This window comes from Domibacillus sp. F004, from assembly GCF_057814295.1.
In genome coordinates, this window is record NZ_JBVATB010000001.1 from 1,008,524 (window position 1) to 1,028,055 (window position 19,532).

The 19,532-nt window shown below is 39.2% G+C and carries 14 protein-coding genes and 1 pseudogene; 5 read left to right on the forward strand and 10 right to left on the reverse strand.

Features of this window, described 5'->3' with window-relative positions:
* Positions 1-27: 27 nt before the first annotated feature.
* On the forward strand, positions 28-591 hold the full coding sequence (locus ACZYRN_RS05320; protein ID WP_488910457.1) for an SLOG family protein: 564 nt from the start codon (positions 28-30) through the stop codon (positions 589-591).
* A gap of 37 nt (positions 592-628) precedes the next feature.
* Here the strand turns inward: ACZYRN_RS05320 and purT are convergent, their stop codons facing one another.
* Positions 629-1,795 (reverse strand): formate-dependent phosphoribosylglycinamide formyltransferase, encoded by a 1,167-nt coding sequence (purT, locus tag ACZYRN_RS05325; protein WP_488910458.1) that lies wholly within the window; start codon positions 1,793-1,795, stop codon positions 629-631.
* A gap of 161 nt (positions 1,796-1,956) precedes the next feature.
* Between purT and ACZYRN_RS05330 the strand changes: the two genes are divergently transcribed.
* Positions 1,957-2,451 (forward strand): L,D-transpeptidase family protein, encoded by a 495-nt coding sequence (locus tag ACZYRN_RS05330; RefSeq protein ID WP_488910459.1) that lies wholly within the window; start codon positions 1,957-1,959, stop codon positions 2,449-2,451.
* Positions 2,452-2,673: 222 nt separating this feature from the next.
* Here ACZYRN_RS05330 and ACZYRN_RS05335 read toward each other — a convergent pair whose 3' ends face one another.
* The 4 genes from ACZYRN_RS05335 to ACZYRN_RS05350 all read right to left on the reverse strand — a co-directional run bounded on the left by ACZYRN_RS05335 (position 2,674) and on the right by ACZYRN_RS05350 (position 7,783).
* Positions 2,674-2,835, reverse strand: coding sequence for a hypothetical protein (locus ACZYRN_RS05335; protein WP_488910460.1), 162 nt, complete (start codon positions 2,833-2,835; stop codon positions 2,674-2,676).
* 341 nt (positions 2,836-3,176) lie between these two features.
* Positions 3,177-4,694, reverse strand: coding sequence for an osmoprotectant update ABC transporter permease/substrate-binding subunit OpuFB (gene opuFB, locus ACZYRN_RS05340; protein WP_488910461.1), 1,518 nt, complete (start codon positions 4,692-4,694; stop codon positions 3,177-3,179).
* Positions 4,691-5,626: an ABC transporter ATP-binding protein gene (locus ACZYRN_RS05345; protein ID WP_488910462.1), complete on the reverse strand. Its 936-nt coding sequence runs from the start codon at positions 5,624-5,626 to the stop codon at positions 4,691-4,693. Before ACZYRN_RS05345 ends, opuFB begins: the two co-directional genes overlap by 4 nt.
* Before the next feature lie 204 nt (positions 5,627-5,830).
* Positions 5,831-7,783 (reverse strand): S-layer homology domain-containing protein, encoded by a 1,953-nt coding sequence (locus tag ACZYRN_RS05350; RefSeq protein ID WP_488910463.1) that lies wholly within the window; start codon positions 7,781-7,783, stop codon positions 5,831-5,833.
* 378 nt (positions 7,784-8,161) lie between these two features.
* Between ACZYRN_RS05350 and hxlA the strand changes: the two genes are divergently transcribed.
* A complete protein-coding gene (gene hxlA / locus ACZYRN_RS05355; protein ID WP_488910464.1) occupies positions 8,162-8,803 on the forward strand; it encodes a 3-hexulose-6-phosphate synthase in 642 nt (213 codons plus the stop codon).
* A gap of 235 nt (positions 8,804-9,038) precedes the next feature.
* Complete coding sequence (locus ACZYRN_RS05360; RefSeq protein ID WP_488910465.1) at positions 9,039-10,037, forward strand: heme-dependent oxidative N-demethylase family protein; 999 nt, start codon at positions 9,039-9,041, stop codon at positions 10,035-10,037.
* A gap of 91 nt (positions 10,038-10,128) precedes the next feature.
* Here ACZYRN_RS05360 and ACZYRN_RS05365 read toward each other — a convergent pair.
* From ACZYRN_RS05365 to ACZYRN_RS05380, 4 genes and pseudogenes are all read right to left on the reverse strand, one after another.
* Positions 10,129-10,327 (reverse strand): annotated as a pseudogene (locus tag ACZYRN_RS05365) (DDE-type integrase/transposase/recombinase); the annotation flags it as partial.
* A 91-nt stretch (positions 10,328-10,418) separates the two neighbouring features.
* Complete coding sequence (locus tag ACZYRN_RS05370; RefSeq protein WP_488910466.1) at positions 10,419-13,604, reverse strand: biotin/lipoyl-containing protein; 3,186 nt, start codon at positions 13,602-13,604, stop codon at positions 10,419-10,421.
* Between the two features lie 39 nt (positions 13,605-13,643).
* Positions 13,644-14,336, reverse strand: a complete 693-nt coding sequence (locus ACZYRN_RS05375; protein ID WP_488910467.1) for a hypothetical protein — start codon at positions 14,334-14,336, stop codon at positions 13,644-13,646.
* 265 nt (positions 14,337-14,601) lie between these two features.
* Positions 14,602-15,468: a PfkB family carbohydrate kinase gene (locus ACZYRN_RS05380; protein WP_488910468.1), complete on the reverse strand. Its 867-nt coding sequence runs from the start codon at positions 15,466-15,468 to the stop codon at positions 14,602-14,604.
* Positions 15,469-16,383: 915 nt separating this feature from the next.
* Here ACZYRN_RS05380 and ACZYRN_RS05385 point away from each other — a divergent pair.
* Positions 16,384-17,463 carry a tyrosine-type recombinase/integrase gene (locus tag ACZYRN_RS05385; protein WP_488910469.1) on the forward strand — a complete coding sequence of 360 codons (1,080 nt, stop codon included), beginning with the start codon at positions 16,384-16,386 and terminating at the stop codon, positions 17,461-17,463.
* Positions 17,464-17,573: 110 nt separating this feature from the next.
* Here ACZYRN_RS05385 and ACZYRN_RS05390 read toward each other — a convergent pair whose 3' ends face one another.
* Positions 17,574-19,532, reverse strand: a complete 1,959-nt coding sequence (locus tag ACZYRN_RS05390; protein WP_488910470.1) for an FUSC family protein — start codon at positions 19,530-19,532, stop codon at positions 17,574-17,576.

Sequence of the window (19,532 nt, forward strand, 5' to 3'; positions counted from 1 at the left end):
GTGTATAATTAACGAGAGGTGATGTATTTGATCAAATCGATTTTGCTTTCAGGCTACAAAAGCCATGAACTAGGCATTTGGGACACGAAAAATCCAGGCATCTTAATTATTAAGGCAGCGATTGAAAAGCAGCTGCGTGTGTTAATAGAAGAAGGTCTTGAATGGGTCATTATTGGCGGTCAGCCTGGGGTTGAGTTATGGGCAGCAGAAGTAGTCCTCGAGTTAAAAAATGAGTTTCCCCAGTTGAAACTGGGTGTGCTTATGCCCTTTTTAGAACAGGAGAAAAACTGGAAAGAAGAACGGAAAGAATTTTATCAAATGATTATGGATCAGGCTGATTTTGTGGATGTTGTCTCGAAAAAGCCATACATCGCCCCTTGGCAATTTAAAGCACGCGACGAGTTCTCGCTTGATCATACAGATGCTCTTCTGCTCGTCTACGATGAAGAAAAAGAAGGCTCTCCACTATTTTTAAAAAAAGCGGCTGACCGACGGATTGAGTCTAGCAATTATTCTGTCATAACGATTAACATGTATGATTTACAGACAGTTGCGGAAGAAATTCAAGAAAAAGAGCGGTCAGATTGGTGATAAAAGCTGCTCCGGGAAAAGCGGAACAGCTTTTTCGTTATTTATACGAGATCGTTATGTGGGAAGCCGCCTGTTTCGCTTGTCCACGTGCTTGTTCAACGGAGTCCGCTGCATTTAATACAACCGCCATTCGTCGCCCGGTTTTCGTTTCGGGTTTGCCGAAAAGACGCACTTGCGTGTCCGGTGTTTCTAAACTTTTCCCGACACCTTCCAAGTGATAAATTGTGCTTTCTTCCGCTGCTTTAATCGTCCGGCTCGCACCTGGTCTTACGAGACGGATCGCTGGAATTGGATAACCTAAAATCGCACGGATATGAAGAGCAAACTCGGATAAGTCTTGTGTAACCATCGTGACCATGCCAGTATCATGAGGGCGCGGTGATACTTCACTAAAATAAATGCCGTTTCGTGTGATAAATAGCTCTACACCAAACAATCCGTATCCACCAAGGGCATCCGTGATCTTTTTTGCCATATTCTCTGCTTCTTCGATTTGTTCTTCAGTCATATGATGAGGCTGCCACGATTCAATATAGTCGCCGTCCTGCTGAATGTGTCCTATGGGGGCACAGTACATTGTACCTGAGACAGAGCGGACCGTTAAAAGTGTAATTTCTGATTCAAACGTGATAAATTCTTCAACGATCACACGCGCTTTTTTCGCACGGCCGCCTTCCATCGCTTCCTTCCATGATATTTCGATATCATCGAGCGAGCGGCAAATACTTTGTCCTTTTCCCGATGAACTCATGATCGGTTTAATGACACACGGCGTGCCAATGATCTGCACGGCTTCTCTTAATTCCTCAAGCGTATCCGCAAATTCATATTTTGCGGTTGGCAATCCCAGTGTTTCACTGGCAAGACGGCGAATCCCTTCTCGGTCCATCGTCAAATTCGCTGCTTTTGCCGTTGGAATAACCGTATAGCCTTCCTTTTCGAGTTCAATTAATGTTTCCGTCGCAATGGCTTCAATTTCTGGAATAATGTAATCCGGTTGTTCTTGTTTAATAAGTTCACGAAGCGCTGCACCATCAAGCATATTGATCACGTAAGAGGAATGCGCCACTTGCATCGCCGGTGCATTTTCATACCGGTCAACAGCTATTGTCTTTACGCCTAAACGCTGCGCCTCGATTACCACTTCTTTCCCCAGTTCCCCGGAGCCAAGCAGCATTATTTTTTTCGCTTTAAGTCCACTCATCCAAACCACTCCTTGACGTACATTCTTTCCTTCATCATAGCGCACAGGAAAATGCGTTTCAATATAAATAAGCATGAATATCTACACGATCTACGTGCATCGATGCAATTTTCAACTTGCTCTGAATAAGATGAAGTATTAAGGCATAAAGGGGTTTTAATATGATCCATATTGTTAAAGCAGGCGAAACTCTTTCATCAATCGCTGGAGATTATCGTGTTTCATTAGCCTCACTTATTGCAGCAAATCCAGGGATCACACCAAATATGATTTATGTAGGGCAAAGAATCCGAATTCCAGGCCTTCCTTCTCCCGCCACGATTCCTTTTTCCATCCATATCTCACTTTTAAAAAGAACACTCACTTTACTCTATCAAGGACAGACGAGAAAAGTATATCCGATTGGCGTTGGCAGAATGCTTCATGACACACCTGTTGGTAACTTTATCATTGTTAATAGAGCACCAAATCCTGGCGGCCCTTATGGAACGATGTGGTTGAGCTTATCTAAAAAAGGCTATGGCATTCATGGCACAAATGATCCGTCATCAATCGGGAAATATGTATCACTGGGCTGCGTCCGTATGCACAATAAAGATGTGGAGGAGCTGGCAAAAACCGTTCCAAACGGTACTTCTGTTAATATTCGACCGTGACCCCTCTAATGCAAACAAAAGAAACATTGCAGTTAGGCCACTTACAGGCCGATAAAATGAATAATTTTGGAGCAGTTGAATAAACCGTTTCTTATATAAAAAAAAGCAACCAGATAATAGGCTGCTTTTTTATTTCATTTGATCCTATTCGCTATTGTTACGGCAAAAAGTTTGATGTTCTAAAACCTTTTGAGGAACTTGATTTAAATGTCAAGCCTTCATTTAAAGGCCCCCTATGAAAGCAAGGATGAGGCCTGCAATAATCATATAAAAACTTCTTTTTGCACCTGGCCGCCTTCTCATCCGCTTCATAAAAAAAGAAAGAATACCCGCCAACATAATAACCGTACCGATAAATGATAAAGATTCACCTAATGCTCCCACTTATTCTCCTCCTCAACTTTAAAAAAGATAGATTTATATACCTGATTGTATCGATTTATTACTCCTAAAGAGGATTAACCTTTATAGATACGATCAGGAAAAATAAAGCTGCCTGTTCTCAATATTCGATTGAGAACAGGCAGCTTACTTAAACCTTTCTTTTCTCTTAACTTATTAAATAATTCAATTATTCATAATAATAGTACATTATCCTCTCCCTGTAAATGATAAATGAAGGGGCTGCCTAATAGATCATAAAATCTTAAAACAGTATTTAAGCCTTTCCCACACAAGGAAAAGCAGCCTGTTTTACACAGCTGCTTTGACAACATGCCAAACCTTTAATCGTTCAATAATCCTTCACTTGTTAAAAATGCCCGTGCTATTTCTGCGGCGCTTTTCCTCTCTACATTCACCTGATAGTTCATATCGCGCATTTCATCGTCCGTAATCTTCCCGGCAAGTTGATTCAATGCGGCAACAAGTTCCGGATACTCATCCGCTGTTTCTTTTCTCAAGAGTGGTGCGCCTTGATATGGCGGGAATAGATTCTTGTCATCTTCTAAAACGGTTAAGTCATACACTTGCAGCTCGCTGTCTGTCGAATAAGCGTCAATTAAGTTAATATCCCCGCTTTCAATCGCTTGATAGCGCAGTTTCGGTTCCATTGTCACAACGCTTGGGAATGCAAGATCATAGCGTTTTTGAATTCCTAAATAGCCATCTTCACGGTCCGAAAATTCAAGTGTGAAGCCCGCCTTTATTTGATTTTCAATTTTCTTTACATCTGAAATGGAGGTAATCGCATTTTGTTTTGCGACTGCTGTTGGAATGGCTATAGCGTACGTATTGTTATATTGCATTGGCTTCAGCATCTCCATATCAAATTGCTCGGTCAAGCCTTCTTTCGCTTGCTCATATACATCCCGGCTATCCGTGCTTTCCGCTGTTTCTTTCAAAAATTCTGAAATGGCCGTGCCGGTAAATTCCGGATAGACATCGATACTCCCTGATTCCAGGGCATTAAAGACAAAGGATGTTTTGCCGAGTCCTGGCTTCAATTCAACAGATAGGTCCGTTTCTTCTTCAATAAGTAATTTATACATATTGATTAAAATTTCCGGTTCTGCCCCTAATTTACCGGCAATGACGATTTCTTTATCCTGTTTTGCAAAGAATGGAATAACAATGATCAACACAGCTATAGCAAGCATTATTCCAATAAGGGTACCTGCTTTTTTAAAAGATAAATACTCAAAACGACGCAGCAGTAAATCAAATAAAATGGCGAGCAGTGCAGCTGGAATTGCTCCAAGAACAATTAAGGCAGTGTCGTTCCGGTCAATTCCAAGCAGGATAATGTCACCGAGACCGCCGGCGCCGATTAAAGCGGCGAGTGTTGCGGTACCAACAATTAAGACCATCGCTGTCCGAATACCGGCCATTATAACCGGCATCGCAAGCGGAAGCTCCACTTTTATCAGTCGTCTCCTATTATTCATTCCCATGCCGAGTGCTGCTTCAATTAAGGATGAATCTACTTCTTTAATTCCTGTATATGTATTACGCAAAATCGGCAGTAGCGCGTACACGACGAGGGCAATGACAGCAGGGATTTTCCCGATTCCGAATAAGGGAATTAAGAGGCCTAACAAAGCAAGTGATGGAATTGTTTGCATGACTGCTGTCATACCGATAATGCTTTCTGCCGCTTTCTGCTTTCTCGTTAAATAAACGCCGAGTGGAATGGCGATTAATACGGCAAAGAATAAGGCAACAAATGAAAGGTGAATATGTTCAATAAGAGCGCTTAATAGCTGGTCTTTCCGCTCCGAAAATACGTTCACAAAATCGCTCATGACTGCTCCTCCTCAGCCAGATACTGAATGACAGTCTGCCTGTTCACATGGCCGATTAGCTGTCCGTTTTCTTCAACAGATAACGATTCAAACTCCGCAAGCAGTGCAAGTGTTTCGTGAATAGACATGGAAGCGGAAATTGATTGACTTGCTTCTGCTTTGGCTGGAAAACGTGCGACAATGTTTTTTACAGGTCTATTTTCTAGATTTGACTGTGTACCGATAAAGCTTTGAACAAAATCATTAGCCGGATTTTGCAGAATATGGTCCGGTGTATCGACTTGAACAACTTTTCCGTCTTTCAGCAGACAAAGACGATCGCCTAGTTTCATTGCTTCGTTCATATCATGCGTAACGAAAACAATCGTTTTTTGAATTTGACGCTGTAATGCGAGAAGATCATCCTGTAATTTTTCCCGCGTAATCGGATCAAGTGCACTAAATGGTTCATCCATTAAAATAATTTCAGGATCAGCCGCGAGTGCCCGGATAACGCCGATTCGCTGCTGTTGGCCGCCGGATAATTCAGACGGTTTTCTATTTCGGTATGTAGCAGGATCGAGGCCAACCATCGACAAAAGTTCATCAACCCGGCTTTTAATTTTAGAAGAACTCCATTTGCGCATTTCCGGGACAACGGCAATGTTTTCAGCAATCGTCATGTGCGGGAACAAGGCGATTTGCTGGAGGACATACCCAATGTTCCAGCGCAGCTCGTGAATGTTGAATTCACTTATTTTTTTCTCATTAATGAACAGCGTTCCGTCTGATAACGGGATGAGCCGATTAATCATTTTCAATGTTGTCGTTTTGCCGCAGCCGCTTGGCCCGATCAATACGAAAAATTCCCCCTTTCGTATATGTAAGTTAAGATTTTGGACAGCAATTGTACCGTCCTCGTATTTCTTTTCCACTTGATCAAATCGTATCATTGGATCACGCTCCATTTCTATTCCCTATTACCCTTGTTTCCTCTTCTCTTAACACAGGTTTTTAAATTTCTGTGTACACCTGTCTTCATTAAGATCGGTTGAATCTCCTTTTTAAAAATGATTGTATGGAATAAAACCATGGAAAGAAAACGCCATAACCTTTTCGTTTTGGCGTTTTTGATTTTTCCCTGATACACGAACAAGTTAGTTTGGCTGGTTGATCGCACGATATAAAAAGGCAGCTGTTTGAGCACGCGTTACATGTTGGGCAGGGCCAAATGTCCCGTTCGAATTTCCGACTGTAATGTTGTTAGCCGCTAAAGCATCAATATAATGCGCAGCCCAGTGGTCTTTTCTTACGTCTTTAAAAGACTTGGCCGAATGTCCGTCTAGCTGAAAGGCTGTTGATAACAGTCGCGCCATTTGAGCACGAGTCAATGGTTCATTCGGTTTAAAGGTTCCATCCTTGTAGCCAGACATAATGTCTTTTTGTTTCAAAAAGCGAATGTACGGCAAAAACTCATTGTTTGACTGTATATCTTTAAAGACCGTCTGATCTGTTACACTGCCCTTCTCGAACTGTAAAGCATTCGCTACGATTTTAGCAGCTTGAGCTCTCGTTATCGCTATATTTGGCTGGAACTTTCCATCAGAATAGCCATTTAAATAGCCTTTTTCGGCTGAAAACATAATTTCTTCATACGCCCAGAAATCTGTTTTTACATCTGAAAAGGCTACAGAACCTTTTGTCCCTTTGATCCAATCAGCAGTATCTTGAATAAATGTCTCCGGTACGTTCGATTGGATTGCGTACTCTGAAAAATTGGGCTCTCCTTCATAATCAACAAGCAAATGAATTAAATTCGGGTACATTTTGTACGTAACATTATCCCATGTTTTTAAGGCGGATTCCCACTTATTCAAATAGGCCGGCGGCACTTGCAAGTCTTTTCCTCCTTGCATAATAAGAAGAGGAACGTTTTGCTTGGCTGCTAACTGTGATGGGACATAATCACGAAGTTCGTACCACCAGTAAGCATTAGAGAGGAGAAATGTTTCTGGTATATTGTCTTTTGAGTAGGCTGGATTGTTGAGAAGGGCTATTTGCTGCTGCCATAAATCGAGATTTGCTCGTAACGCTTCGATCTGTTCGGCAGGCAGTCCTTGTGTTTCTGCTCTTTTCACTGCTTCTTGCTGCTGCCATAACATGACATCCTGGAACTTGTCGCTTGGTCCTGATACGATAATGCCCCCATCAATTTGGTGCTCATGATCCGCTTCTAAAATGCGCGGCAATGCATATCCGCCTTGGCTGTGCCCTAATACATAGACTTCATCACTTACTTCCGGGAGAGAATGAAGAAGATGAACGGCCTCTATTGCATCGATGATTGTCTCCTCGTAAATACTGAACTTCATATTCATCGCTGTTTTAATATGGTGCTCCCTTGTCACTTTTTCATAGCGAAGGACGGCAATCCCTTCATTTGCTAAACCGACTGCTATATCACGGAAAGCTTTTGTGGAATAAAGAGATTCGTCCTGGTCATTTGGCCCTGAACCGTGTACAAGGACTACTGCAGGGAAAGGCCCTTCTCCCTTTGGTAACGTTAGCGTGCCTGGAAGGGCAAATTCTCCTTCACCAATTTTCATTTGCCGCTCTACGTAATTCTCTTTCTGTTCATAAGAAGGCTCCTTGTACTGACTCGGCGGCGTATAATAAAACGGCATATAAAAATCATCAATATTTCCCGCTTGATCCAGATTAATCGTCACATCCATCGGGGACAAGGAGCCTTCATACGTCATCACAACATTGGTGTGTATGCTATTCGTTTCTCTCTTGATGGACAATTGTTTTCCCACTTTACCGAAAGGAGCCGTTTTTGCTTCCCAAATGATCGGCAGCATATCTTTTGATACATGTTGTTTGAAATTTTCATTCAATAAGGCATAAGCCTCTTCCCACTTTTCATTCGTAACCGCTGTCATAAATGCGCTAGCTATTTGTTCCGCATTCATCGGAGCGATGGTGACGACTGGCTCTTCTGCTTGCACATTTGCCTTATCTTCTACAGGCAAAATGATGCCGCCAGTTCCTATCATGGCTGCCAGGACGGCAACTCCTGCTTTTTTCGATTTCTTCCATTTCCCCATTTTTTCCACATACCCCCAATTAAAAATTTCCCTATCATTTTAATCTTATAATAATTGTCGATGCTGTACAATATCTAACATTAAAAGAAAAATAATACATATTCATATGTTTTACAATAAATAGATGATTTCAGGCCGCCAAAAGAAAAACAAGCAGATAAATAAAAAAAGCTTGAAGCCATTTAAGGTTCTTCTAGCTAGTATTCCAGTCCCTTTTGTTCGATTCGTTTAGATGAGTGTTCCTCTAAAAATTTTAAAAAGAATGTATGTTATCGAAATTTAGAGCAAGAATAAGCACTGCTATAGATGGGGCATCCAATATTGGAAGAGGCTACGGCAAAAGCTCCTATAGTAATCATCAGAATGGGGGATATATCCATGAAATTACAATTAGCACTTGATCTTGTCAACATTCCAGAAGGTATCGCAGTCGTGAAAGAAGTAGAACAATTCGTTGATGTCGTTGAAATCGGCACACCGGTTATTATTAACGAAGGCCTTCGTGCAGTAAAAGAAATGAAAGAAGCATTCCCTAACTTGACCGTTCTTGCAGACTTGAAAGTAATGGACGCAGGCGGTTACGAAGTCATGAAAGCATCAGAAGCAGGCGCAGGCATCGTAACGATTCTTGGTGCAACAGATGATGCAACAATTAAAGGTGCGGTAGAAGAAGCGAAAAAACACGGTTCTGAAATCTTGATCGATATGATCAACATTAAAAACCTTGCACAACGTGCACAAGAAGTAGACGCACTTGGCGTAGATTACATCTGTGTACACACAGGTTACGATCTTCAAGCTGCAGGTGAAACACCATTTGAACAACTGAACACAATCAAAGGTGTCGTGAAAAACGCGAAAACAGCAGTAGCAGGCGGCATTAAATTGGAAACACTTCCAGGTGTTATTGCAGCACAACCGGATCTTGTCATCGTAGGCGGCGGTATCACAGGCGCAGACGACAAAAAAGCAGTTGCGGCAGAAATGCAGCGACTCATTAAAGAAGCAGGCAAAGCGTAAAGGAAACAAACGGCTTTAAACTAAATAAATAAGCGATTAGGAGTGTCAAACATCAGAAATTCAAATTTTTAAAGCAGGTATCTTCTACAAGAGATTTCCGATAGTGAAGTTAAACGAACTATAGATAAACCGAAATTGAGTAGCCCAAATGAAAAGACATTCTATAAGTAAGTATTCCTTATAGAATGTCTATCATTTTCTAAAAAGACCAACATTTTAAGAAGGAGGGAATAGAATGGAAAAGATTACTCCTAAACCTGTTCAAGTCGTAAAAATTCCAAATCGGCCTATAGCAGACCGTTTCCCTTGGCCGTTTAAAGGAGACACGCATGATTTTGCTAATAATTCCAAACCACTAGAGCCCCCAATTATGCTAGATATCACTCCTGAATACGTTGAAGAAATTAAACTAAAAAGGGAGCTTTTAGACACGAGAAAAGAGCAAACGTATCAATCTGCTCCTCATTCAATTGAAGCCCAGTGGGAAATTTTAGAATTTACAATGGATGAAATGGCTTTAATCTATCCGCACTATTTCACCGTTCTAAAAAACGGACAGGAGTGGACATTTCAAAATCACATACTGGGGGAAGAACAATCTTTCACTTTCGGAGATCCTTCCACTTTACCGTATGAGCCGTTGGACTTTATAGGGCGTCATGTTCAAGCCGATCTCATTTATCTTGCACAAAGAGACGGAGATCTTTTTTTAGACGCAGGACAATTATGTTTTCCGGCCAATTGGTCGCTTAAGTTTGATTTCGGGATGGACTTTATGGCCATCCATTTTCCTGTGCCATCACGTTTTACAACAAGCGGTTTGGCTGAGAAAATTCGCAATTTCATTATGAGAATGGAGCCAGGAAAACCGTGGACACGATTTAATTGGACAGTGACTGTTGAGCCCATTCTTGATTCTTCTCCTGAAGCGTTTGACGAATGGGGAGTAAAAAAAGACAACGTAACAAGTGAAAATGCAGGAGAATTAGTTTATTTCAGGGTAGAAGATCAAAAACTCTTTCGACTTCCGCGCAGCAACGGAATTTTATTCAGTATCCATACACATTTAATTAGATTAGATGAAGCAGCCAAAAACCCTCAGTGGACGAAACAATTATATAATATATTGGTTACTATGGCAGACGATATAACCGAATACAAAGGATTCTTATCCTATAAGGATAAACTAGTCACATATTTGGAAAGCAAGATAAAAGGGGTACCTTCAAATTAAGAATATATGAATACCGTTAAATTGTGTGAATTCAACTTCATTTTGGGCAGATTTCACCCTTGGGAAACTTGCTCTTTTTTTATCATATGCATTGCTTCAATGCCCTCAATATATAAGAATAAGTTGGATTTTTATCTACTGTAATGACACTAGGCTTAGAAACTTGAACAGGCTGCAATGTGCTTTTTCGAAAAAGCACATTGCAGCCTGTTTGTCCCTTGCTGTTTTACTGAGATAAAATCAATTGTGCTTCCTTTGATCTTCACTGCACAGTACAGGTATATCCTCTGCATTGAGTTCATCATTCTGGACCGGCATTCTTTGTACCAGAACCAAAGATTTTTCATTTAACGTTTCCACATAAATTTTTTTGATAAAAGATCAGCTTAATTCCACTCTGGTAATTTCACTTAAATAAACTTCATTTATAATTGAGTCTTCATAGGCAACAACATATTCAATAACGGTCGGGCTTACTGTTCGAATATAAACAAAAGCTGAATCGTCTACATGCTCAATTCGAAACTTTTTCCGCTGAGCTTGCTTAATATCAAGTTGGTTGGTACTAGCTTCCGGGAGGCTTGTATAATAAACTTCAAAATCTTCTTCTGATGCATCAATGAATAAATGCCATATGTTATACTTTTCTTCTTGATCAATCACCGATTTGAATTTCCCTTTTTTTCCTTTGCCAAGAAAATACTTGAATTTTGATTTATCATCGATAATATTACGGTCAATAACTTTTATACTTCCGCCTTTTCTACTTTGTACAAGCCCAAAGGCCACTCCAGTTTTTCCAGTAGGAGCTGTTAAATTATTTCGGTTAACTACTCTATTTCTTTCTTCTTGTTTTAAATAAGCGGATTCTGTCCCCAGCGGTGGAAAAACCTCAAAAAAATTATCAGACACCTCTCCCCAGTTTTGAATATTCAGTACTTCCTTCTCTATCATTTTATTAAATAAATTCATAACGACCGGGGATTTACTTGAGTTGCCCGCAAGCAGTATATTTACTTTATTCATTTCGCCGGATTCTGACCGGGCAAAAGCGCGTCGTAAAGACTCAAAGAAATTTTTAATTCCTTTTTCAATTCTTTTCTCGATCAATTGTTCCATTTCATCTTGATCGATTAAAAGTTCAACATTGAGTTTTGCTTGGCCGGCTTTGTCAAACAAGTCTGCCCGGATCATCCCTTTTTCAAACTGTTCTTCATACCGTTCATGTCTTTCCCAAAGAGGCCTTAATTTTTCTACCAATTGTTTCGTATTTAAATAGGATTCTTGTGACTCATTAATCAGCGTCTCGCTTCCGGGAAACTTCATACATTCTGCTGGGAGAGTAAAAGAGATATTAAGTTCACGCATTGTTTTTTGGTTGTTTTTAAACACTTGGAATGCTAATAACTCTAGCAGGTTCTCCCCACCTAAATAACGATCCCCGCCCGCAGCAAAATGTTCAATGACATAGTCATATCTTCTTTCTTTTTGGTCTGCTTCACGCCAAATACCAAAATCAAAATCTGTCGTCCCTCCACCAAAATCAAACACACCGTAATACGTTTTTTCATCTTCTTCCGGTTCAAATCCGTATTCCTGTAAGGCGCAAATAGCATATGCGGCAGGTTCACTTGCACCACTCGTGACGCGGAATTTTTCCATCAATTCTTCATCTTGCTGAATTGGAATAGGGAGCGTCTTTTTCAGCCCACGCTCAAAACTCTTTAGAATTTTTTCTCTTACCTCTTTTTCATACGTGACTGGAAAAGATAAAGTGTAGTCTAGGTAAATTCCATTGTGCTGGTTGTTAATATACAAACCAAGGTAGTAAGCGTATAATTCAATTGGGTTAATTTCCTGCTCCGTTAAGTCCAAAAAAGAACGCAGTACAACGGCATATCCCTTCTTGTCTTTTAATCGGAGATGGTTTTTCTTTTCTCCAGCCCACTGCTTTAAATTATTCAATATAGAATAATAATGGTCACTCTTTCCATTCATCAAACTATTAAAAGCAGTATGAGAAACCGTAACATCCTGCCATTTTGTATCCGGTCTTCCTTCTTTCTCTAGATAAAGCTCCAAGAAATGTTCTAAATCAATAAATTCAATCACAGTTGGATTTTCATAATGCCATTCTTGTACTTCAGTGTTAAAGTAGCCAACCCCAACACGCATTGGAAGAGTAAAGTCACTTTCTTCTTGATGAACGACCACTGTACTTTTCGTACCAAAATCAATTCCAACTATGCCGTCTTCCCTAATATCCATTTTAGGGTTTCTGGCCATTATTTCATCATTTAGTTTTATCGTTAAAGGTTTTTCCTCATTGAAGATAGGCCATAAATCCCAATGTCCTCGATTTGGATCCGTTAACATCTTTTTATCATATGTATCGATATCAGCCCTTACTTTTTCAGAGTTTAAAAGTTTCTCAAAAAACGACTCGGAATCGATAACGACGGATGGCAATTCTTTTTGGAAATTTTCATGATCTAAACCCTTTAATTGATACAATGCCAGCAAATAATCATAATCTTTTTGGTGCTCTGTACTTAATCCACTTGGTACTAATCCGTTTTCCAGCCATAGATAGAGAGCCATTTGATCATTAATTTCAAAAGCGTTTTTCCCATTTAAACGGAAAATAGGAACAAAAAATCCTTTCCCTTGCAAATCGATTTTTTGATTTACTACATCAAAGCTTTGAATGTCTTCCTCGTTCAATTTAAACGCTATTGATTTAGAAGAGTGGGCTGTTGGATTGGTAAATATCCTTGAAACGGAAGGATTTTTACTCGTGGAGAAATCATCTAAAGCTATTATTTTCTTAAATACAGGATGATCGGTTGTATTAAAACTTTTGACAGCTTCTTCATGTGTCATAGCATCACCTGTAAAACCGGCAACATCTAGATGCTTTTTGTAGTCAAAGTCTTCATCAATTAATTTATAGTGCTTTCTATAAGGAAATAAAGATGCAATGTTATGATCATAAACAATAGTTGCGTTGTTCATGTAAACCCATCTAGAATGGAGCATCTTTTTAATTTCTTGGAAGAAGCTCGCTTCATCCTTAAAAAAGGTTTCTTCTGCCCTCTGATATAAAAGGTTAATTAAAGATCTCACTTCTTTATAAGTCATTGAAATAGAAGAGATAGGAACCGTCTGAGCTTCAGGTGAAAAGAGAATCTGCTTATCATTGTTATCTATTAAGTGAATAGAATTGTCTTCCAAATTTTTTTCAACCAAACTTGTTACACTCTCAAGGGGTTCTTTATCCTCTATTGTTTCCTTTTTTTCGGCTTCTGTTAAAGATTCTGCAGATAGAGCATCACCAGACTTCATGTAACATATCACATCACCGATCTTGACTAAAGTGTCTTCCGCTACACTTAATTCTTTAAGAGTACCTTCTATTTCTGCAAAGAGGTCAAACCTGATATCCCCACTGCTAAATTGGGCTAAAGCGTCGCCTATCTTAATATAATCTCCGGGCTGTTTATACCATTGCACAAGAAGAACTTTTTCAATATCTTCTCCAAGCTCGGGAATAGTAATCGATGTCATTTCAATTTCCCCTTTATTATCATTCTATTTTTTCGCCTGCTATATTCTCACAATTGATTTTTTGATGATTTTTCCATTAATGCTTGTATATCCTGGCAGCAGGATTTCCGTAACGTTGCCGGATATTTTGCTATTGAGGGTTCTTATATACAGGTCTTCTCTGAAGACCTCATTAATTTTCACTTCCTGTATTTTATATAAAGGAGTATCGTATGTTTTACTGTATTCCTGAAAGAAATAGTGAAAAAGAGCGAGCAAGGTTTCTCTTTCTTGCTCTCGCCCTTCCATAATCTCATTTTTAATAAAATCCCACAAAGATGAAATGTTTTCATACTGTACACCACAAATAATAAATTCTTGCACTGTTTTCCCTTTGAAAATTCCTTTTAAGGAGTTTCTTGTGGTTTTTGATAACTGTTGAACAGCCCCATAAAGTTCTTCTGCCTCTTGGTAGTCTGCTCTTCTCTTTTGCAATTCATTAAAATAGGAATCAATTTTTTGATTTAGATTATAGACCTTTATTTGGTACTCAGTAATTTCCTCTTTTTTAGATTCGATCTCTTGCTGGAGCCTTGCTATTTCTTTTTCTTTTTCTTTCAGCAGCTCCTTAGGTTCCCTTATCTGACTAAACAAGCCGGCTTCTGCTATTTCTTTTATCTTTTTAATGACCCTTTCGTCTTGAAGAGAAACCATCAAAGCTTCAATAAAACTGTCATCTAATTCTTTATCCATCTTTATATTCCTTTCAACGCGTTAATCAACACCGACATACTAAGTTAAGTAAAGTACCCCTATGTTTCAGTTACATATTTGTTTTTCATTAAAGCCCAATTTCTCTATTACAACAATGAAAAATTGGGCTTTTGCTGTCATAGTTATAACACCAAATAATTTTGTCCATGCTGCTACGGGTCTATAGCTAGTCCTATTTGAAGCCGGGCAAAGTATAAAGAGAATAACCATGTCGATCGTATTTCCACTATATATGATGTTGCACTTACTTTAGTTGTTCTGCAACACGATAGACACCTTTACGGGCACCATAATATTTTACACTTTCTGAGGCGACTATTGTAGCTTTTTCCAATGCCTTTACAAACGATAACCCCTCATGATAACGATAGTAGCAATACGCACCGTGCAATACGTCTCCAGCGGCTAATGAATCCACCGCTTGAATTTTCGGCACTTTAATAACGCCCCTATTCGATTTTTCAAACCATAACGTATCATTTTCGCCGTCTGTAATGGCTATATTATGGACCTGTGTATTTTCCAAATATGTGAGTAGATCACTTTCCGGCGGTTGACAGTTTACTGATGCAATCACTTCATCTGCCAGTCCTAGACATTCCGGGAAATGCGGTTTCCATGAACCAGAATCTAAAATAATTTTTTTGTTTAATGTTTTAGATTTTCTCAAAAAATCGATAGATACTTCAGGAAGATTGCAATCTGAAAAACAGAAACTCGCCTCACTAATTAACTTTTCATAGCTGGTTTCTTGCTGAATAGAAAATTGTTGCTGCCCACTCCAAATGGTACGAGTTGCTTTTTCTATATTAACTAACACACTAGATAAACTAGGTAAAAGTTTAGAATCGGCTGCCATATCAATGACAGTGACATTGTAAACATCGAATAATTCAGACTTAATTGCTTTAGCAATGGTTGTATCTCCAAGGCAAGTGATGAGCGTCGCATTACCGCCTAAAATAGCGTATGTAATCGCTGCGTTCGCAGCAGGTCCGCCAACGAATGTTTGATAATCGTTCGTCTTACTTTTAAAGTTTTCTTTTGGGAACTCATTCTGATAGAATGCAATATCTAAGCCCGCTATTCCAGTAAATATCCCGTGAACCATATCCATTTTCTCCCCTTATCATATAATATCTACTTGCTCAGAAAAATATTCTTTCATCCCATTTACAAACATGAACCTTGGGAATGAGAATCTCCCACTCCAAGCGTTAGTTAAGTTGAAACTTCTTGAATAGGAAATCCATTATCGATGTTTTCTTTATGTACATTTAAAATATTCAAAATTTTATTTGCATCTAAAATTCGACCAAAAGTTGGTTCATTTTGTTTTATCCATAAGTACAGTTTATAATTGAAAAAATTAAAATGTTATCACTAGTTATTATACAATTGTTTATCATTTTAGGCGAGAAGACTCCCACCTCAAGGAATGTGAAGGGCAATAGACCCAATGAATAGGTGGGAGATGCATCGCCTTTTTACGTAGTGAAACACCTGTTTGTATTGTATAGTATTTCTGTACAAGCTGTTCTTTGAAAACTGAAGATAAGAGGTTGTGACAGGAAACTCGTCTGTCATGTAAAATCTTCAACGTTCTAATCGTATCCACACGTACCGAAGTGGCGAAAACCAAGCTAAAGTAGGGCATGTGGTGAGTCAACGTACAAGATATTTTGCTTTCACCGTGGGGACTACGGGTAGAGCCTACTCAATAACTGGTGGATACACTGGTGTTCGTAGGAATCCCCTACTTCAAGCGTTAGCTAAGTGGTGGGTAGTTCAAATTTCCATCATATTAATTCATGTAAATAATGTAAATATTTTTCCTGGTATGGATAAAAGAAAGGGCTACTGCCAAAAGATCACGTTATATATGTTTTTGGCGTCAGCCCTTTTTCTCCTATTTTTTTTACCATATACTTGCTTCCGATTCATTAAAAAGCTACACTTGAGAAGTCAAGATAACTCTTAATTATCTATACTATACATAATATAATTACAGTAAATGAGGGATTTCATGTTTGAACTGTCCATTTTTCAACCGCAAGATGCCTTTTTAGAAATGTTGCAGTCAAAAAAGCATTTATTGGATGATGACCGTAATTTATCGTTCGAAAACTGTACAGACGAAGAGTTTTTGGAGTATTTTTTTGCGATCGGCATTTTAAAAGACAATCGCACATTTTCACCGCATACGATCAAAGCGTATCGTAGTGATGCGAAGACCCTTCTTTCTTACCTAGCTGCTCATGCACTCTCTTTTCATGATATTGGATTCCCGGAAGTGAAAGCATTCAACCGGTTCATGATTGAATCATATAAACCAAAAAGTGCGCTCCGTAAACTTGAATTTTTTCGCCGTTTTCTTGAATTTGGCTTTAATACACACTTTTATTCAACTCGCTTGTCTGTCTGGATTCAAAAACCGCACATCCAAAAAGGACATGTCGCGGATTCAAACGGAAATCGGACAACGATGCGTGAGTTGTCTGTCCTTGAAGCAAAAACGATTATCGACTGCTTTTCAAAAGCAGTGAAAACACAACAAAACCGGCCGCAAATTGAAGCACGCAACCGGTTGATCGGGTTTCTATTATTGACGCTTGGCATTCGGGCATCAGAATTAATCCAATTAAATTGGGGAAGTTTCCGCCGCAACAATCGTGGCGATTTACTTGTGGATGTGCTCGGAAAAGGCGGGAAAGAACGGACTTTACCTATTATGGCTGAAACAGAATCTATTTTATTTGAATATCGTACGATTTGCGGTGATTCAACAGACATTAACCCGAATGTAACAGAGCCTCTTTTTTATTCCATGTACAACAAGATCGATCCCAGCGCGGATAAAAAACGTCTTTCCTACGCGGCGCTTTATAAAATTGTAAAAGAAGCGGTACATTTCGCCGGAAGCAATCCATCGGTCAGTCCACACTGGTTCCGCCACACATTTGTGACATCGCTTTTAGAACAGGATGTGCCGCTTGCCGTTGTAAAAGATTTAGCAGGTCATGCGGATATTTCCATTACCAACTTATATTTAGAACGGATTCAAGAAGATCGAATGCACGATCATTTAAAAAATGTGCGTTTTTAATGATGCTTGAGATTCGCTTTCTCGCGCATCGAAAATGATAAAGTTGAGTAACTATGCATCTCAATGCAAAAACATTTAATGGAAGAAAAGCCCCGACTGATCATTCATTTTTAGCTAGGGGCTCTCTCACGGATTTGAAGAGCGTTCTGGAGAGCGATAATCTCTTTTTGTATTTTTGAAAAGCCTTGAATATCAGGGATATTTTTTTGTGCATGCGGCTGATTTTGTTCAGCAGCCATTGCCATCGTTTCAAAAGTATAAAGCAATCGAGCGAGACTTTCATCTGAAAGAACAGGTCGTTTATCATATTTTAAGCTTGAATCAAGTAAATAACCCATCTGTTCCATGGAAAATATGACAGGCCAAAGAGATTCTAATGCAGTTTTGTTGTTAAATAATTCCCCTGTTGCTGTATTGTATATTGTTTTTAAATTAGTTAAATTAGTTTGCATTTTGCTTCTTTCTCTGCTGTTTTCATAGTCAATATGGCTATTATGTTCAGAAAACAATCTGAGCAGAAACTGTCCCTCGCTTCGAATTGTTTTAGCAATAAAATGCGGAAGCAGACTAGAAGCAGATCGTCTGCCTATCAACAATGTTCCAATAAGACCAATAACACAACCTATAAAAATATCCGTCACTCTCACGGTGGCAAAAAAAGTGAAGTCATGTACTTGAGTTGTGTATTCTGCCATGATCAAAGCAGATGGTGTAAAGAACATCGCAGCAAGCCCGTAGTTTCGCACAATAAAAAGTTCTGTAAAAAATGTCAAAACTAAAATGATAATGGCGATAATATATCCTTGAGGTGTGGATGACAGAATGATGCTTGCGACAAGAATGCCGATGATTGTTCCAAAAAATCGTTGAACGGTGCGATGAAACGTCGCAATAATCGTCGCACCAGACATGACAGCTGCACAGGATAATGGAACCCAATACGAGCGGTCAAAGTCAAATGTGTACGCAATAATCGCTGCAATCGTAAGGACCGTTCCATATTTGACAGATGACAGAAAGACAATCGAATTTTTGTCGAAAGCACCTAAAAAAATGGTTTTTAATGATCGCTTCGAAATTCGAACTTCTTGATTAATCCTAGAAATAGGTTCATTCGTGATGGCATCCGCATTATAAATTTTGACGAATAAATGCTCTTCAGCTTTATTAACCTGATCTGGCTGAAGAATTTTTGTATTGTTTTTCTTTTTATGCTCAATCGAGTTTGCGAGCGCCCGGACAGATTCCCCTAATTCCCGCGGAAGTTTCCCCTTTTCTTCTAATGCTATTTCAAGTACATCTAAAAAGAGCGTATTTGCATGTTCATTTAATAAATACAGTCGTTTAAACCTATCTGAACTTTGCCAAGATATAAACCCTGCTGAAAGAATCTCTTCCGCTTGTTTCATCGCTGATACCGTTTTCTGTCTTGCCTCATTAAAGTTCTCTGTACCGACTGAATCTAAAAATGCCGCCAATTCTATGTACACTTTTTTTACCGCATTCGTTTCAGGTTCACGAGGACTGATAAACCAGCCGAGCATAGCAATCACCCACGATAAGGCCCCTCCGAGAAAAACAAGACCAGCGCGCAGCGGAGCAAGTGATGGATCAACAGGCATACCGGTCGCCATGGCGTAACTTAAAACAAAAAAGATAGCAGAAGGACCAGAAATTTTTAATGCCCCAAAAATAAAAATGGCTATAGCCCCAATCACACCCATCATAATAGCAGATGCAAGCGGGTATGGAGCAATAAGTGTGCCTATTCCCACCGATAAGGAAATTCCCATCATAACAAAAAAGAGCTTTTTAGCTCTCTGTGCATATGGCTGATTAAATACATAAAGATAAGTAAAAGCGCCAATTCCCGCCAACAATCCATATTGTAAACTGCCAAATAATAATCCAATAAAGACTGGCAGCGATGCACTTACTCCCGCACTAAAAGCCTTTATCCACGGAAATGGATTCTTTTTAATTTCAAAAGCCTGTTTTATTGTTGAATGAATCACAGCAGCTTTAGTTGAGAAAGATGGAGAAGACGTTTTTTGTTTCTTTTTATCCAT

Bases quoted from the DNA above. Each gene is read 5' to 3' on its own strand.
- purT (WP_488910458.1), bottom strand. From the start codon at position 1,795: ATGAGTGGACTTAAAGCGAAAAAAATAATGCTGCTTGGCTCCGGGGAA.
- ACZYRN_RS05330 (WP_488910459.1), top strand. From the start codon at position 1,957: ATGATCCATATTGTTAAAGCAGGCGAAACTCTTTCATCAATCGCTGGA.
- opuFB (WP_488910461.1), bottom strand. From the start codon at position 4,694: ATGAGCGATTTTGTGAACGTATTTTCGGAGCGGAAAGACCAGCTATTA.
- ACZYRN_RS05345 (WP_488910462.1), bottom strand. From the start codon at position 5,626: ATGATACGATTTGATCAAGTGGAAAAGAAATACGAGGACGGTACAATT.
- ACZYRN_RS05350 (WP_488910463.1), bottom strand. From the start codon at position 7,783: ATGGGGAAATGGAAGAAATCGAAAAAAGCAGGAGTTGCCGTCCTGGCA.
- hxlA (WP_488910464.1), top strand. From the start codon at position 8,162: ATGAAATTACAATTAGCACTTGATCTTGTCAACATTCCAGAAGGTATC.
- ACZYRN_RS05360 (WP_488910465.1), top strand. From the start codon at position 9,039: ATGGAAAAGATTACTCCTAAACCTGTTCAAGTCGTAAAAATTCCAAAT.
- ACZYRN_RS05370 (WP_488910466.1), bottom strand. From the start codon at position 13,604: ATGACATCGATTACTATTCCCGAGCTTGGAGAAGATATTGAAAAAGTT.
- ACZYRN_RS05375 (WP_488910467.1), bottom strand. From the start codon at position 14,336: ATGGATAAAGAATTAGATGACAGTTTTATTGAAGCTTTGATGGTTTCT.
- ACZYRN_RS05380 (WP_488910468.1), bottom strand. From the start codon at position 15,468: ATGGTTCACGGGATATTTACTGGAATAGCGGGCTTAGATATTGCATTC.
- ACZYRN_RS05385 (WP_488910469.1), top strand. From the start codon at position 16,384: ATGTTTGAACTGTCCATTTTTCAACCGCAAGATGCCTTTTTAGAAATG.
- ACZYRN_RS05390 (WP_488910470.1), bottom strand. From the start codon at position 19,532: ATGGATAAAAAGAAACAAAAAACGTCTTCTCCATCTTTCTCAACTAAA.